The organism is Mesorhizobium sp. B2-4-18, from assembly GCF_006441385.1.
GTDB lineage: Bacteria > Pseudomonadota > Alphaproteobacteria > Rhizobiales > Rhizobiaceae > Mesorhizobium > Mesorhizobium australicum.
In genome coordinates, this window is the sequence record NZ_VFUW01000002.1 from 241,894 (window position 1) to 257,864 (window position 15,971).

Below are 15,971 nucleotides of genomic sequence, written 5' to 3' on the forward strand. Positions count from 1 at the left end.
ATGACGGCGCCGCCGATAAACCCGGCTCAAACGAAAAGGCCGGGCAATGCCCGGCCTTTTATTATAGTTTTCAGAGATTTAGAACTTGATCTTGATTCCACCCGATAGCGCCGTGACCAGATCGTTGCCGAAGTCGTAGCTGGCGTCTTCGCCAGCAACGTAGCCGTTCTCTCCAGCCAACGTGCCGGAATGGCCGCTGGTCAGGACGCCAACCGCACCCGCCAGACGTACTTCGATATTAGGCCGAGGCGTATAAGCAACGCCGCCGCCCAGCGTCCAAGTATCGGTCTGCGCGCCGTAACCATGCGAGGTGCCACGATCCCAGGAAAGCTGACCGGCAGCGCTCCACTGATCGTTAAACTTGTGACCGACACCGCCGGTGACGGTCCAGCCGTCGCGATACATCAGGTCGAGTGAGGTGACTGCACCCGGGGAACCGGTAAAGCAAGACGCGGATGGAACAAAACGAGTCGGGCAGATCGGAACGCTTTGCAGCACACTCCAATTGACCCACTTGATCGAGCCGAAGGCAAGCCAGCCGGGTGCGATGCCAGACTGAAGTTTCAACTCCAACGAGTCTGGCATGTATTGCGTCGAGCCATAAATCGGCTCAGACCCAAGTGGCGTCGTGAGTGTGCCGGTGATGTTGTCAAGTTTGACCTGGGAATTGTAGACCAAGCTCGCGCGAAGAGCGATATCGGGGATTTCGTATGCAACGCCGGCTCGCCAGCCCCATCCATTGGCCTCCAGGTCGACGCGGCCAATCGGTGACGGCCCAATTGGATTGAAACCAACCAGGCTCTCCTTGAAGCCTGAAATATCCTGGTAGAACACGCCGCCGATAAAACGGAGTTGGCCCTTGCCGACATCGAACTTGTAGGAGCAGGTACCAGCGTAGTTATTGCTCTTGATATCCGTTTCGACGTTGGAAAACGCGCCATTCCAAGACGTACCAGGCGCTGTGTGGGCACCCCACGGCTGTGAATAGTCGACCATGCAGTCGACTCCCTGCACGACGTGCACCTTCGCCCCGATACGGGGTACCCAATAGCCCTCGGCGCCATCCGCCGTCGAACCGAGAAAATTGAAGCCACCCGGACCCGTCGCATTCTTGTACTTGCGATCCGGCATCACATAGGTCGCTTCGGCTTCAGTCGCGAACGGCGCCGGATCGAACAACAGGTCGATGTCGTAGCCGCCGCGCTCCAGGCCGCCCGCATGCGCCGGATGGATAACCGAGCCCGCCAAAGCCAGCGAAAAGCATCCTGCTCCCAGCAGTGCTTTCAGACGCAAATTGTTCATGGATGTCCTCCCCGAATAACCAGTGCATCAAGCTAGAACCAATTCAGGTTAACGGTGCAACAACGAATTGATGGGCGTACATGTACATGTTCCCGCAACGTATTTTGGACAAAATGCGAGCGGATGCCGCGGCGCCAAAAAAGGGCCTTTGGCGAGGTTGCCTTTCCCAAAATAGGAAAAAAACGGCCAGAAAGGCCCAAAAAAAGCCGATTTAAGGGGTCTTCGGCCCCATTGTTACATTATGGCAACAATGGGGCAAAAACTTCCGTTTACGTCAACATTAACGCAACGGAATGCCGATTTTCGAGGCAAAAGACTACCCATTTTAGAGGGTGCTAAAGTCTCGCGAATCTGCCTTTCAGCCGGCGTCACGAACCCTGGTCAACGCCACCGAAAGCTTGTCCTGCGCGGCGCGATATTCGACGAGCTTTTCCCGCTCGCCTTCGACGATCTCGGCCGGCGCGCTGGCGACGAACTTCTCGTTCGACAGTTTCTTGTGCAGGCGCGCGATTTCCTCGGTGACCTTGGCCAGTTCCTTCTGCAGCCGCGCGGCCTCCGCGGCGAGGTCGATCAGGCTGCCCAGCGGCAGGCAGATCGTCGCCTCGTTGAGCACGATCTGTGCCGACCCCTTGGGTGCCGCATCGGCGAGCGAGATGTCGCCGACACGCGCCAGCCGTTTGATCGCTGACTCCTCGCGAACCAGCCGCTCGCGCGTCACATCGTTGGCGCCGACGACCACCAGTGGTGCAATGGCTGCCGGCGGCACGTTCATCTCCGAGCGCACCGAGCGGATGCCGGAGACGAGATCGACCAGCCAGTTGATGTCGCCAGCCGCTTCATGGTCCTCGAAATCCGGCGACGGCCATGCGGCATGGCACAGCAGCGAGCCCCGCTCCCTGCCCTCGCCCGCCGTCTGCGCCCAGAGCTCCTCGGTCATGAACGGCATCATCGGATGCAGGAGCTTGTAGATCTCGTCGAGCACGAAGGCGACGCAGGCGCGGCTTTCGGCCTTGGCGGCCTCGTCCGAGCCCATGAACACCGGCTTCAACAGTTCCAGATACCAGTCGCAGAACAGGTTCCAGACGAAGCGGTAGGCGGCTCCAGCCGCCTCGTTGAAGCGATACGAGGTGATGCCGTCGGTGACCTCGCGCGCGGCGCGTGTCAGTTCGGTCAGGATCCAGCGGTTGACCGCCAGCTTGGCGTCGTTCAGCCAAAAATCGTCGTTGCGGGCGACCTCATTCATCTCGGCGAAGCGCGTCGCGTTCCACAGCTTGGTACCGAAATTGCGGTAGCCGGCGATACGCGCCGGATCGAGCTTCACGTCGCGCCCCTGTGCCGCCATCACCGTCAGGGTGAAACGCAGCGCATCGGCGCCATATTCGTCGATAAGGTCGAGCGGATCGATGACGTTGCCTTTCGACTTCGACATCTTGGCGCCGTTCTTGTCGCGCACCAGCGCATGCATATAAACGGTGTGGAACGGCTCCTCGCCCATGAAGTGGAGGCCCATCATCATCATGCGGGCGACCCAGAAGAAGATAAGATCGAAGCCGGTCACCAGCACATCGGTCTGATAATAGGTCTTCAGCTCCGGCGTCTGCTCCGGCCAGCCCAGCGTCGAGAAAGGCCACAGCGCCGACGAGAACCAGGTGTCGAGCACATCCTCGTCGCGGGTCAGGATCTCGCCCGGCTTGAAGTTCTCGAGCTTGTCCTCGACCCAGGCCTTCCACGGCCCTTCCAGCGCCAGATAATATTCGATGGCGGCGCTCAGCGCCTCTTCCTCGGTCTTCTCGACGAAGACACGCCCATCTGGCCCGTACCAGGCCGGAATCTGGTGACCCCACCAGAGCTGGCGCGAAATACACCAGGGTTCGATATTCTCCATCCACTGGAAGTAGGTCTTGTCCCAGCTGTTGGGGATGATTTTGGTGCGCCCCTCGCGCACCGAGGCGATCGCCGGCTTGGCGAGTTCCGCCGCATTGGCGTACCACTGCTCGGTCAGGAACGGTTCGATCGGCACGCCGCCGCGGTCGCCATGCGGCACCGCATGGCGGTGCGGCTCGACCTTGTCGAGGAAGCCGCCGGCCTCCATCAGCTCGACGATCTTCTTGCGCGCAACGAAACGGTCGAGGCCGTCGAGCTCGTCCCAGACGGCCTGGCGCTCCGGCGTCACCTCGACGCCGGCGAGGAAGTCCTCATTGTCCCTGAGCTTGATGGCCGCTTCGACGGTCAGGATGTTGATCGCCGCCAGCTTGTGGCGCTTGCCGACCTCGAAGTCGTTGAAATCATGCGCCGGCGTGATCTTGACCGCTCCGGACCCCTTTTCCGGATCGGAATACTCGTCGGCCACGACAGGGATCTTGCGCCCGACGATCGGCAGGACGACATTCTTGCCGACGAGATGCCGGAACCGGTCGTCCTCTGGATTCACCGCGACAGCCGTGTCGCCCAGCATTGTCTCGGGACGAGTCGTCGCCACGATAACGAAGGTTTTTGGATTCTCGGGATCGAACGTCACGCCTTCGACCGGATAGCGGAAATGCCAGAGGTTGCCGTTGACCTCCTGCTGCTCGACCTCGAGATCGGAGATCGCGGTCAACAGTTTCGGGTCCCAGTTCACAAGGCGCTTGTCCTTGTAGATCAGCCCTTCCTTGTACAGCGTGACGAAGACTTCGAGCACGGCCTTGGACAGGCCTTCATCCATGGTGAAGCGTTCGCGCGACCAGTCGGCGGAAGCGCCGAGACGTTTCAGCTGGTTGAAGATCGCGCCGCCCGATTCGGCCTTCCACTCCCACACTTTCTCGATGAATTCCTCGCGGCTGAGATCGCGGCGGTGGATCTGCTTCTCCATCAATTGCCGCTCGACCACCATCTGCGTGGCGATGCCGGCATGATCCATGCCGGGCTGCCACAAGACGTTCTTGCCGCGCATGCGCTCGAAGCGGACCAGAATGTCCTGCAGCGTGTTGTTGAGCGCATGGCCCATATGCAGCGAGCCGGTGACGTTGGGCGGCGGAATAACGATGGTGAAGGCCTCGGCCCCCTCCTCTGCCCCAGCGCCGGCGCGAAACGCGTCGGCTTCCTCCCACACCTTGGCGATCTTCGGCTCGACGGTTTTTGCGTCGTAGGTCTTTTCAAGCATGGGAAAACGGTCCGCGCTGTCGGGAATTTTGCTGGTTCGGTGTAAATCGGAAGGTCTTGGCCAAGTCAACCGCGAGGGACGGCTGGGCTCATCACAAGCAGATAGGCGTCGGCCTATTCATTTCAACGGACGGGCCGTGGGCGTCTTGACGCCAATGGATCGCTGGACCCAGACCCCGGGGCTCGCGCACCTTCATTGTCAGCGACTCCGACGGCAACCTGCTCGCCTTCGCCAGTTCGGCAACCAGTGACTGATCCAGCCACAACGAGAAACGCCGCCTCGGCGGCGGCGTTTCTCGGGATGCTAGCCTGGACGTTATTGCGCTCCGCGTGCCACGCGCTCGATCTCTTCGCGCACCAGCCTTTCGACCAGCGTCGGCAGATTGTTGTCCAGCCAATCCTGCAGCATCGGACGCAGCATTTCTTCGGCCATCTCGTCGAATGTCTTCTTGCTGCGGCTGGCAAAAGCGTCGGACAGTTCGCCGAAGGCGGCCGCGACCTGGCGGCCGGTATGTTCGGATAGAATCGCGGGACGCACCGCGGGCGTTTCGTTCGCCGCCGCGCGCGCCTCACCCGTACCCGTTGGAGCATCAATTGAAGGAGCCGGGTCGATCGTAGGTTCCGCCGCCACTGGTTTGCTTGCCGAAACCTCCGGCTGTGCCGCTGGCCTGCGGACGCCCCGGTCCGGCATCGCCTTGGCTTGCTCGCCAACCGCCGCGATCTCGCGCCGCCAATCGGCGACGATGGCTTGACTTGTCGCAACCTCCGCGGGAGCCGCTGGCGCGTCGTCGGCAGGCTCGGCGGCAACCCGGGCGCTGACCTCGGCCAGTGTCATCGGCGTCCTGCCCGGAACCGGACCGGCACGCGGCGGCGCGTCCATGCGCGCAATCGCCGGCTGCGCCTGGATTGTTTCGGTCACAGCGACCGGCTTCCTGACCTCGGGAGCGGCATGCAGTTCGGCGCGGAACGCATCGATGTCGGCGGCCGCGACAGTGCTCGCTGCCGGCTCCAGGTCCTGCTGCAATTCGTCGGCCTCGCCGGGCTGCTTGCGGCCATTGTCGCTGTCTTCGATGATCCTCCTGATGGAAGCCAGTATCTCTTCCATGGAAGGTTCGCGCTGTGCGCTGCTTGCCGTTGCCATCGTCACATCCGCCGCCCTTGTGACCCGTTGCAGATTTCCGCTCCGGCAAAAGCCGGATTCGAATCATGGCGACAGCGTAACCGACGGATCGCCGCACGAGAATCCCCAATCTGGGGACATGTGGGATTTCAACAGATTAGAGCAAATCCGCCAAAGCCGTGTGACGGTCCCGTCAGCCACCGGCCAAAGGACAACGATGGTCCAACGGTGTCGATCGAATCCTAGCCAGAAAACGCCGATCGAGCGAACGGCCTAGCGGCCGTCCGGCGTGCGCAGGCCGATCCACTTGTCCTTGACGGCATTGTAGTGCTCTTCGGGCCTATACTTCGTCACCTGCAGCGCAAGCCGGTCGACAGACAAGCGGCCAATCGCCTGAAGGATGGCATAGCTCGCCACGACAACGTCGTGTTCGGAATTGGCCTGGTTGATCTTGGCGGTAATCACGGTGGCCTGCGCATTGAGCACGTCAAGCGTCGTGCGCTGGCCGACATTGCGTTCCTCGATGACGCCGTTCAGCGCCAATTGTGCGGCGTCGATAACCTGCCTGTTGGCGGATACGCTTTGCTGCGCGGCGGTGTATTGCGACCATGCCGTGGCGATGGCCTGGCGCACCTGGTCGCGGGTAACGTCGACCTGGATGCGTGCTTGCCCCAGCGATTCCTTGTTCTGCCGCACGACCGCCGACGTCCGGCCGCCGGAATAGATTGGAATGGTCAGCGTCGCGCCGATATTGGCCGAGGTCGAATTGCCGTTGGAACCGGTGATGTCGGGAATGGACTTGCGGTAATCTTCCGAAACGCCGGCCGAAGCCGACAGCTGCGGCAACAGCGCGCCTTCAGCCGATTTGACTGAAAACGCTGCGGCGTCGACCAGATGCTGAGTGGCAAGGATGGCCGGGTGTTCGGCCGAGCCGACGGCGATCGCCGCGTCGAGGCTCGACGGCAGCAACCGGCCCAATGGCGAAGCGGGCCTGAGCTTGCCAGGCTCGTCACCGACGACCTGGTGATAGGTCGCAGCGCTGGCCAGCGCCTGTGCGCGGGCCGCGCTCAGCGATGCCACCGCGGACGCTCGTGAGGCATCGGCCTGCGCGACATCGGTGCGCGTACCTTCGCCGACTTCGAAGCGCGAGCGCGCGGCGCGCGCCTGCTCGCTCAGGAACTGCAGGTTCTGCTCGGTCAGCACCGCGATCTGCCGGTCGCGAATCACGTCCATATAGGCCATGGCCGCGTTGAACAGCGTGTTTTCCTCGGTATTGCGCAGGCTTTCCACCGACGCCTTGACCTGGGATTCGGCGGCCGCGACATTGTTCCTCGTCTGAAACCCGTCGAACAGCGATTGATTGATCTGAATGCCGTAGCTGCCGCTTGTCAGCTTCGAACTGCCGCCGCCATTTGCCCGGCGCGTGTTCGTATAATCGATGTTGGCTGAACCTGTAACCGTCGGGCGCCAGCCCGACTTGGCGATGGCCACACTCTCGTCGGTTACACGCACGCCGGCGCGCGATGCATTCAGCGTGGAATTGTACTGATAGGCTTTTGAAAGCGCGCCGGTGATGGTTTCAGCCGAAGCAGCCAGTGGGGATAGCGCGGTCGCCGAAACAAGGACGGCGGTGAAAAGTGACTTGCGTACTGACGGCACGGTGTATCCCTCATTCGTTTTCCATGGGAACCGCGCCGCGCCGGCTTCTCCTTCCAGAGCAGGCGGCGTGGCGTGTTTATGTTCCCTGTCGCTCAGCCCAAAGTGCCCCCAGTCTGGGATCAGCAACGATCGTTCAAATGCAAGCGACCATGACAAGGTCTTTGCTGCAAGGCAAATCATTCAGAATTCGAAAGCATGCTCACGTTCGAACCCGGGTAGTGGCTTAATTGCCGCATTAAACGCCCTTCTCCCGGTTACAACCCCCCCGGCTTTGACAAAAAGTCGCGCCACGCCTGAATTGCCCTGGCCCTCGACCGCCACCAGGCGGCCGCCTTCGGCGAGCTGGTCGAGCAGCGCCGACGGCACTTTGCTGACACTGCCGCCGATGAAGATGACCTCGTAAGGCGCCTTCGCGGCATGGCCTTGCGCCAGGGCGCCCTGAACCACGGTCACATTGCCGCAGCCAAGCCCGGACAGGGTCGACGCGGCGGTTTGCGCCAGTGCCGAATCGCTTTCGAGCGCCACGACGGATCTCGCCAGGCGCGACAGGATGGCCGAGGCATAACCGGTGCCGCAACCGACATCGAGCGCCGAGTCGGTCGGGTTGATCTCGGCCAGTTGCATCAGCTTGGCCAGTGGCGAAGCTTCCATCAGGTAACGCGGGCCATCGGCGCTGTCGGCGATGCGGATGTCCTCGTCGATATAGGCCAGATCGCGCTGGCGATCGCCGACGAAAACCTCGCGCGGCACGGAAAGCATCGCGTCGAGCAGCGGCGCGCTGGTCACGTCGGTGGTGCGAACCTGACCATCGACCATCTTGACGCGAAGTTCGGAAAAATCAGCGCTCATGTTCCAACCAATCTGCTTGCCGCGCCAGAATCGCGGTTCATTTCGACCGGAACTTCAGGCTCCGGCGCTGACGCGCTGGAGCCCGGGTATTGGAGGCCTCGCCCGGAATCGAACCGGGGTGCAAGGATTTGCAGTCCTCTGCGTAACCACTCCGCCACGAGGCCTCATTGCTCCCGGCGTTCCACCCGGTTCCAATAGGTTGCGGCGAAAATGCCGTCAAGCGGCCACGCGCATTCCAAAACGGTTTCCTTGCGCCGGCTCCGCGCCCTGTTAGATCGCCGTCGGAGCCGCCCACTCACATTGGCAATCCGTTAAGCATGGCAAATGATCGAGCGAAACTCCGCGCACCGGCTTGCGTTGAGAAACAGGGAGGACTGCATCATGGCCCTGGCCAAACCGAAGGACGAAACGCACGAAACCGAAAGCGTGCCGCTACTGGGATGCGAGGAATTGGTGCGCTATGCCATCGACTGCCTGAGAATAGAAGGCACCGGCAGGCTTTCACCCCGCGACCGGGCGCGCCTGGCCTCGGCTTCAGCCGTCCTGAAGGAGATCAGCGAAGATCTGAAAGCAGGCCAGCAACCGGATTCGGAGGAATCCGGCACCGACACGGAGAAACAGCGCGACGATTGATTCTCGTCGAAGGCGACCGCCATGCGACATGCATCGGTATCGGCCGCTCAATTCGGCCGGCGTCGCCGCTCCCACCAGACGACCAGGCGGCGCCGGTGGCGGCGCACCATGGCAATTTCGTAGGAGAGCACCAGCAATCCGAGCGGCACCATCCAGAAGCCGAGGATCGGCAAGAACCCGAGGATGCCGCCAAGGGTCAATAGCACGCCGATCGTGATTCTGAGGCCGCGCGACTGCGGCATGGTGAATTCACGCCCGAACACCGAGATCTTTCTTGCGGGTATCGGGTTTTCGTCCGCTGCCGTCATCGTGAAGAACTGCCTGTGTTAGGGCTCGACAATCTCTTTTACGAAAGCCGCGACCGCCCTTTCGGTTCCGCGCTCGTCGCCAAGACGGCTAATATGAGGGTGGGCAAGGCCGATTGCGAGAAACGCCTGAGCGAAAAAGTCTCGGAAAAATGCGAAATGCTTCTTTGCAAAGCCGAAACGGGTTTGCTATAGGCTGCGCCACTTGCTCAAAGAGCCTCCGTTCCCCGGTAGCTCAGTGGTAGAGCAACCGGCTGTTAACCGGTTGGTCGCTGGTTCGAATCCGGCCCGGGGAGCCAATTGCTATTCTTTTAGCTTGCTCGACTTTCTCACAACACCTTGAAATATCTGCATAATTCCGGCGAGCAGGGCCGGGGCTGCGGCTTTCACGCCAAAATTTGCTAATCATTCCGCTAAACAATTTGCCAATCATGGCCGGCATCGGTATGTTGACGAATAGAGCGTATCTAGCTGGAATTGGTGGGCATCTCATGAACCTAACCCTACGGCATCGTACATACCATATCGTCCGCCGCGTGCCGAAGCGCTACGCCCCAATCGAACCCCGCAAGCAGGTATGGATTAGCCTGCATACCGACTCGAAAACCGTCGCAGAGCAGAAAGCGCCGACCGCATGGGCGCATATGGTCGAGGGTTGGGAGGCCAGCCTTGCCGGTGCAACTGACGATGCCGAGAGACGGTTTGCAGCGGCAAAGGAATTGGCCGCCGTGCGTGGCTATAGCTACCTGCCCGCTGATCGTGTCGCCCAACTCCCCCGCGAAAAACTGCTTGAACGTGTCGAGTCGGCCCTGAAGCTCAATGGCGACGCTGCCAATATCGAGGCCCGCGCGGTGCTGGGCGGCGCTCTCGCACCCGGGATCAAGATCAGCAAAGCGCTGGAACTCTATTGGGGCTTTGCCAAGCAGGACACGATAGGCAAGAGCGAGGATCAGCTTAGGCGATGGGAGCACCCCCGCAAACGGGCCATCGCCAACTTGATTGAAGAGATCGGCGACAAGGAGCTTTCCGAGATTACGGGCGACGACATGCTCGATTTCCGCGAAACATGGATGGAACGGATTGCGGCCGGTGATGCCCAGCCCGACACCGCGAACAAGGATTTCCAGCACATCGGCAATATCCTCCGCACCGTGGTCAAGATGAAGCGGCTAGGGCTGGTCCTGCCGCTGGACGGTCTAACCTTCAAGGCCGACAAGGAACGGAGCCGCCCGCCTTTCTCGGTTGACTGGATCAAGACCAAGCTGCTTGCCCCCGGCGCACTGGATAGCTTGAACAACGAAGCGCGGTGCATCCTGCTTGGCATGATCAATACCGGCTATCGCCCCGGCGAAGCGGCCGGGCTCATGCCGCACCACATCCGACTTGACGTGGACGTGCCGCACATCTCGATTGAGCCGGAAGGCCGGCAGCTAAAGAACAAGGTCAGCCAACGTTTTATTCCGCTGGTAGGCGTGTCACTCGAAGCGTTCAAGCAATGCCCGCAAGGCTTTCCGACCTATCGTTTCAAGGACAAGATCAGCGACACGGTGAACAAGTACCTTCGGGAACATGGCCTCTTAGAGACACCGGAACATGTGCTCTACAGCCTCCGGCACTCATTTGAAGACCGGATGATTGCCGCCAAGGTCGATGACCGTATCCGGCGCGACCTGTTCGGTCATTCGCTGGGCAGGGAACGCTACGGCGAAGGCGCGACGCTGGCGCACAAGCGCGACATCCTTCAAAGCTTCGCCCTTTGAGCGGCGACGATTGCACGGGCGCGGGCGATAGGATCGCCCCTCGCCTCTTCGGCCGCAATCTCGGCTTCTAGCCGCGTGAAGATCGGCGCGTAGACCGCATCTTCGACCACAAGCCCCGCAACGAACGCGTGGGCGGCTTTAAGCCGGGCCAGCATGGACCCGTTGTCGTCGGCTATGGTCGAAGAATGCAGCATGGCTAGGCAACGTTTTTTGAAACTGGGTGCAAACTCAGCGGCGCACGAGATGCGCGCCAGTCCAGACAGCCGGCCAGACCACCAAGAACAGCGCCGCCGCGACCAATGCGGCCGACCTGCCCCGGCGAAGGTCTTCCACCACGGCATGAGAGCTTCCCGCCACGGGCGGGCCGGCGTTGCGATTGGTGACGATGCCGTTGATGAAGAGCAGGCCGCCGCCGACCCAGAGCGCCACAACCGGTAAAATCAAATTCATCGGAAAAATCCCCTTCCGTTTCTGATCACGCCGGAGTGTATGACGGTTCGGTCGAAATACAACGCCAGTTAAAAATCTGGACCAACAGCCTTTTCGTTATCCAACACTGTCTTCGTCAACAGGTATTCTGGATTTTGCAACGGGGTGCAAACTATTTCCCGAAGGAGAACCTGTAAAACCATGGCAAAAATGGCCGGGCCATGCTAGGTAAAGGGCGCTCGACCAAGGCGCGCATTGAGCTGTGCGCGCTTAGGTTTCTAGGCGGCGACACGGTGGTTTTGATCCTCCACCGTGTCGCCGCCTCTCAAAAGGATCAAAAGCCATGTCTTCGAACGCCCCTTCACGCCCGCAATCCATCTATGGTGCCGTCCACGATGAGGACCGGCTTTGGCTTAGCCCTGAGCTACGAGAGCTTTGGCGCAAAAAGCCGACCGATCCCCTCTATCAAGAGAACATCCGACGCCGTAATTCACGGTGCTGGAAGCCGCTTGGCATCCTAGACGGCGTAGAGAAGTCAGTGGTTGACGATGTAATTGACCAGACCACTAGCAGCGGTCACGAGACTTGGAAGTTCTATAACAAGCCTATGGCTCAAAGGGTTGGCTGTAGTTCGTCAACGTTACGACGCGCAATCCTCCGGCTCAAAGAACTAGGCCTTCTCGGTGTCGATTATGGGAAGGGCGACAAGCTGCTTATCACGCTCAACCTCAACTGGGAGCCGCTGATAGATGCGCCGCTCTCGATCCTACGAGATAGGTCTACGGCCCGCGCGAAGGTCTCACAGAGGAACAAAAACGCTGTCGCCGTGAAGGAGGCTAAGAAGGTTAAACCGGTCTCGGATTGGGCGCGACCGGTGCAAAATACTGCATCAACCCCAATCACCGATGGTTGCCCCCCGATCACCGGTGATCGCCCCCCCCAATCACCCATGATCGCCCTCGCCCAATCACCCATGATCGCCAATGAGCTACAAGGAAGAAAGCTGGAAGAAGTACAGCTAGAAGAGAAAAAGCTATCGGCCCCTGCCGGGACCGATGGACCGGTTCCGGTGAAAGAGAACTCTCCTCCTATCCGGTTGCGTCACCGCCAGCGCCCCAACTCTTCCTCGGAAGAAAGAAAGAGCCCCCCGGTTCCGGCCGCCCCCCCAGAACCGATCAGGGTTCATGGAGCGGACCCGGCATGGCTGCGCCGAACCAAAAAGAAGGAAGCGGAGCGCCGCGAGATGGCGCAATTCAAGGAAGCGCTTCGCCAGATGGAAGACCGCATCGGCGCGCAAGTCAGAGAGATGTTTCGCGGCGCGCGGCAATGATTTTCTGTCCTTCAGATGCCAGACCGGTCACGCCCGAAGGCTACACGGCTACGGATAGGCGAGTTGCGGAACCTGAAAAGGTGCGCCTTATCAGTCTGGCAAAGCTTAAAGTCACCATCCCCTGTGACGTAGCTGAAGAGCTTGTCCCGGTTCATGCAAACCGGACAGGCGAAGTGCATGGGCTGACCGTTGGCGGCATCCTCTTTCAGTTTGAACACCACGTCGTGCTCGGGCGTCTCGAAGAGTTCGTATCGCCCCCTTTCCTTCTCGAAATCGTCTTCCCTCTTCAACTCGCGGCTAAGGGCTTTGATCGCGTCGCTCAAATCGACGTTCATCATATTCGCTGCGGTCAGTTGCGTTCCGAGCGTGTTAAGCAGGGCTTGGACCTCGCTGTTCTCTGGCTTCTTGTCAGACGCGAACAACTTCTTCACCACCTCTGCGGTAGTGGCGGCTTTTTCGGTGGCACCCAGCGCCGTCGTCGCAAGTCCGATGACACTCGTAATCGCACTCAAATCCATCTAGTCAGATCTCCAATCGCTCGCCCGCGATGCAAGTCACACATCAAGGTTGCTCCTCATTGAGCCATTCCACAGCTTTCTCACGGGTATCGAAACCCGCTTCTGCCGATGGCTTATAGCGCTTGGTACCGTCCTTCATGATGATAACCGTACCGATGTCGTAGAACTCATGCGTTCTACCGTCCCCATCGGTGATCGTCTGCCTCTGGATATATCGATCACCACGCTCTGCAAATTCCATGCTGTTGCCCCCAAAAGATCAATTGAGCGGTAATCTAACCAGACACCGAATGCGACCGCCAGCGGTACCGGGGGTATCTCCCAACTTTCGGTCCCTCCCTCGGGACTGGATGGCGGAGGTTCGCGCCGAGACATCTTGCAACTGGTTGCAAAAAATTGCGGCCCAGAATTAAGCGCGGGGCATGACGCCAGTCTCACCCGCCACTCGCTTTGCCAGCCTCGCCAGCGTGGACCGGGAACATCCCGTTGCCGAGATGATGGTGCTCCAACTTTGCCCGCTAGTGAGCATACTTTGGATCGCCTTGTTGCGTGTCTCGTCCTCGGGGCGACCCCGATATTTGCCCTCGCTCTTGGCCTTTTCGATACCCTGCGCCTGCCTACGACGACGGTCCTCGTAGTCCTTGCGGGCCACAGCCGCCAGCATATCCAAGAGCATGGAGTTCACAGCAGAAAACATCCTGTTTGAAAATTCGTCAGCATCCTTGGCCATCATCATATGTGAGGTGGCCAAGTCTAGGGCAACAACGCGAACCTCGCGATCATAAATCTCACGCTTAAGCCGACCCCAATCCTGCGCATCTAGTCGGCTCAAGCGATCAACTTGTTCGATCAGAAGAATGTCGCCCGGCTGACAGTCCGACAGCAGCCGAAACAACTCAGGACGCGCTAGCGACGCACCGCTTTCGTTCTCCACGTAGGTAGCCGCGATGGATAGACCCCGCTCCTCAGCAAACGCGACGAGATCGCCCTTGGCGCGGGTTGCATCCTGTTCTTTGGTTGAGGCTCGAAGGTAGGCGCGAACGAACATTTATGAGACCCCGGTTCGATATGATTGGTATCACATTGACCGGTACGATTAGAGTGGTCAAACGTTATTATCGAACCGGTCTACAAAGCGGTCCCCTAAAGGCATACTTAATTAACACAGCCGATTTTCGTGCAACGACGTTTCCACAGAAGGCGACTATTGCACTGCTCTTGCAAGCAATCCAAGCCAACCCTACGCCGATGCACGCAGGATCGCAGCATTCACACTATAGGCACCAATGGCGGGCGGAAGCCTCAACATTCCGCCAAATGACCTACTTGACTCGACTTGTAATTTTTAAGACTGTTCCCTACGGGTTGGAGGGTTTGCTATGCAGTTTCGCTCGCGCGACCAGCAAAAGGCGCCGAACTCTAATGTCGGCCATTTTGCTTTAGCCACTGCCACTATTTTTGATGACACAATTTTTGACACCGAACCACTTTCGCGTCCGACGCGGGCGCTGAATTGGGTCCTGGAGACCAGCGTTCACCAAGCGCTGAAGCTGACGGACCGCTTGAAGAACGCTAATCAATTTGTAGGCGTTCAGCGCGCGGCCGTTAGAGATGAGGTTCGCGAAACCACCTATGTCGCGGCCATCCAGGATGATGGTTTGTATCTTTACACGTTGAAGAATGGGAAAATCTATTCCACGACTTGTATCGATCCTAGCCCGTCCGTCAGAAGATGCCATTTGTCACTGCGAAAATTCGATGGCACCCCTCTGGTGCTTTATGCAAGAGACGACGGGACGCTGTATCTTAACGACAAACAAGTCGACACCCCTCAATCCGACGTTGATTTTCCCTATCTTACGATCGACCAACCGCCGATTGGTTTCCCAGCAGTTGTTCAGCCGACAATAGGATTCATAGCATACAAATCACGCGCGAGCGGAGATGTCGTCGTCCGCCCCTTAGACCCAATGGCTCTGGCGACTGGAGCGGAGACGACGCTTCCAATAGCGGATGTCGTTGGAGGCGCTGATCTGGTCATTGCAAAGGATCGAGTGATTGTCAGGTCTCAAACCCGAGACGGCCAACTTCTAAAAAGTGCCTACCTAGAGTCGACTGATGGGGGGAAGACTTTTGGGCAGCCGCACCTCTTTGATCTAAGCGGCATCTCATTTGAGAACGAGATTCCGTCCAACGCACCTATGACATTAGACTATACGCTGCAAATTCACGTCCCTATCGCTGTGAAGAATGGGAGCGTTACCCGACTTCTGGACGTCATTCTCGATGACGACCTCGTAGTTTCAGCGATTGAGGCCCCCGCTGGGTTCAACTTCGCGGTGGATGCGTTCCCCAAAATGCCTGCCATAACCCAAGCGTTTCGTACCGGATTCGGCGACGGGCATTTGGACGGAAGTGGAATTATCGCTTCCCTCGCCCACCAGGGTCGGCTTTTGGTCTCGAATTCGCAAAGCGGCGGATACAGCTTTCCAGATGCCGTTCATCTAAACTACGACATGCAAGGGGTCTATGGCTTTCGATCAACGGAATGCTACACGAGAGGGTCGGCGTCCAACATTGTGAGTATGGATTATGCCTTCGTTGAAGCAGACAATGATGGACGGCCTTTGTCATCCGAGTTCTGGATTGATACGTGGGATATGCCTCTTCCTGAGCCCCAGGTCACCTGCGCGCTTGATGCGTCTTCAGCGACGCTTGAAATATTAAAAGACGGCTGGTTCTTTCCTGGTCAGACTGCGTTCGAGCTGACGCCCGCAAATACATTCATAACGAGCGTCAATTATGTTGGCTTCCGGACAGCACGGCTGGAGTTTGATGACTTTTCTCTTGCTAAAGGGGCTACTATCACCTTTAGAACCAAGAATGTCTTCTTCTATTACGAGGCTTCGGCGAAGCTGACATAGG

General features: G+C 59.2%; 15 protein-coding genes and 2 tRNA genes. 5 read left to right on the forward strand and 12 right to left on the reverse strand.

Annotated elements, in window-relative coordinates:
- Positions 1-78: 78 nt before the first annotated feature.
- From FJ527_RS04705 to FJ527_RS04730, 6 genes are all read right to left on the reverse strand, one after another.
- On the reverse strand, positions 79-1,302 hold the full coding sequence (locus FJ527_RS04705) for an OmpP1/FadL family transporter (RefSeq protein WP_140821937.1): 1,224 nt from the start codon (positions 1,300-1,302) through the stop codon (positions 79-81).
- A gap of 358 nt (positions 1,303-1,660) precedes the next feature.
- Positions 1,661-4,444, reverse strand: coding sequence for a valine--tRNA ligase (locus tag FJ527_RS04710; protein WP_140821939.1), 2,784 nt, complete (start codon positions 4,442-4,444; stop codon positions 1,661-1,663).
- A 315-nt stretch (positions 4,445-4,759) separates the two neighbouring features.
- Positions 4,760-5,584 (reverse strand): PopZ family protein, encoded by an 825-nt coding sequence (locus FJ527_RS04715; RefSeq protein ID WP_140821941.1) that lies wholly within the window; start codon positions 5,582-5,584, stop codon positions 4,760-4,762.
- 252 nt (positions 5,585-5,836) lie between these two features.
- Positions 5,837-7,222, reverse strand: coding sequence for a TolC family outer membrane protein (locus tag FJ527_RS04720; RefSeq protein ID WP_015317517.1), 1,386 nt, complete (start codon positions 7,220-7,222; stop codon positions 5,837-5,839).
- A 180-nt stretch (positions 7,223-7,402) separates the two neighbouring features.
- Entirely contained in the window at positions 7,403-8,071 is a 669-nt protein-coding gene (locus tag FJ527_RS04725) for a protein-L-isoaspartate O-methyltransferase (RefSeq protein ID WP_015317516.1), read from the reverse strand.
- A gap of 90 nt (positions 8,072-8,161) precedes the next feature.
- Positions 8,162-8,235, reverse strand: a tRNA-Cys gene (locus FJ527_RS04730).
- Positions 8,236-8,452: 217 nt separating this feature from the next.
- On the opposite strand from FJ527_RS04730, the gene FJ527_RS04735 reads away from it, so the two are divergent.
- On the forward strand, positions 8,453-8,704 hold the full coding sequence (locus tag FJ527_RS04735) for a hypothetical protein (RefSeq protein ID WP_140661107.1): 252 nt from the start codon (positions 8,453-8,455) through the stop codon (positions 8,702-8,704).
- Positions 8,705-8,751: 47 nt separating this feature from the next.
- Here the strand turns inward: FJ527_RS04735 and FJ527_RS04740 are convergent, their stop codons facing one another.
- Positions 8,752-9,012, reverse strand: a complete 261-nt coding sequence (locus FJ527_RS04740; RefSeq protein ID WP_015317514.1) for a hypothetical protein — start codon at positions 9,010-9,012, stop codon at positions 8,752-8,754.
- 221 nt (positions 9,013-9,233) lie between these two features.
- Here FJ527_RS04740 and FJ527_RS04745 point away from each other — a divergent pair.
- A tRNA-Asn gene (locus FJ527_RS04745) sits at positions 9,234-9,308 on the forward strand.
- Positions 9,309-9,500: 192 nt separating this feature from the next.
- A complete protein-coding gene (locus FJ527_RS04750; protein ID WP_140821943.1) occupies positions 9,501-10,769 on the forward strand; it encodes a tyrosine-type recombinase/integrase in 1,269 nt (422 codons plus the stop codon).
- On the opposite strand, the gene FJ527_RS04755 is transcribed toward FJ527_RS04750, so the two are convergent.
- Both FJ527_RS04755 and FJ527_RS04760 read right to left on the reverse strand, forming a co-directional pair.
- Positions 10,751-10,963: a hypothetical protein gene (locus tag FJ527_RS04755; protein WP_140821944.1), complete on the reverse strand. Its 213-nt coding sequence runs from the start codon at positions 10,961-10,963 to the stop codon at positions 10,751-10,753. The genes FJ527_RS04750 and FJ527_RS04755 overlap by 19 nt on opposite strands.
- 34 nt (positions 10,964-10,997) lie before the next feature.
- Positions 10,998-11,219, reverse strand: a complete 222-nt coding sequence (locus FJ527_RS04760) for a hypothetical protein (protein WP_140821946.1) — start codon at positions 11,217-11,219, stop codon at positions 10,998-11,000.
- A 322-nt stretch (positions 11,220-11,541) separates the two neighbouring features.
- Between FJ527_RS04760 and FJ527_RS04765 the strand changes: the two genes are divergently transcribed.
- The gene (locus FJ527_RS04765) at positions 11,542-12,528 is read left to right on the forward strand and encodes a hypothetical protein (RefSeq protein WP_140821948.1); all 987 of its coding nucleotides are present in this window, start codon (positions 11,542-11,544) and stop codon (positions 12,526-12,528) included.
- 11 nt (positions 12,529-12,539) lie between these two features.
- On the opposite strand, the gene FJ527_RS04770 is transcribed toward FJ527_RS04765, so the two are convergent.
- The 3 genes from FJ527_RS04770 to FJ527_RS04780 all read right to left on the reverse strand — a co-directional run bounded on the left by FJ527_RS04770 (position 12,540) and on the right by FJ527_RS04780 (position 14,094).
- Positions 12,540-13,046 carry a hypothetical protein gene (locus tag FJ527_RS04770; protein ID WP_140821950.1) on the reverse strand — a complete coding sequence of 169 codons (507 nt, stop codon included), beginning with the start codon at positions 13,044-13,046 and terminating at the stop codon, positions 12,540-12,542.
- Between the two features lie 43 nt (positions 13,047-13,089).
- Positions 13,090-13,287, reverse strand: coding sequence for a hypothetical protein (locus tag FJ527_RS04775; RefSeq protein WP_140821952.1), 198 nt, complete (start codon positions 13,285-13,287; stop codon positions 13,090-13,092).
- A 168-nt stretch (positions 13,288-13,455) separates the two neighbouring features.
- A complete protein-coding gene (locus FJ527_RS04780) occupies positions 13,456-14,094 on the reverse strand; it encodes a recombinase family protein (protein ID WP_140821954.1) in 639 nt (212 codons plus the stop codon).
- A 331-nt stretch (positions 14,095-14,425) separates the two neighbouring features.
- Between FJ527_RS04780 and FJ527_RS04785 the strand changes: the two genes are divergently transcribed.
- Complete coding sequence (locus FJ527_RS04785) at positions 14,426-15,970, forward strand: hypothetical protein (RefSeq protein ID WP_140821956.1); 1,545 nt, start codon at positions 14,426-14,428, stop codon at positions 15,968-15,970.
- Position 15,971 lies beyond the last annotated feature (1 nt).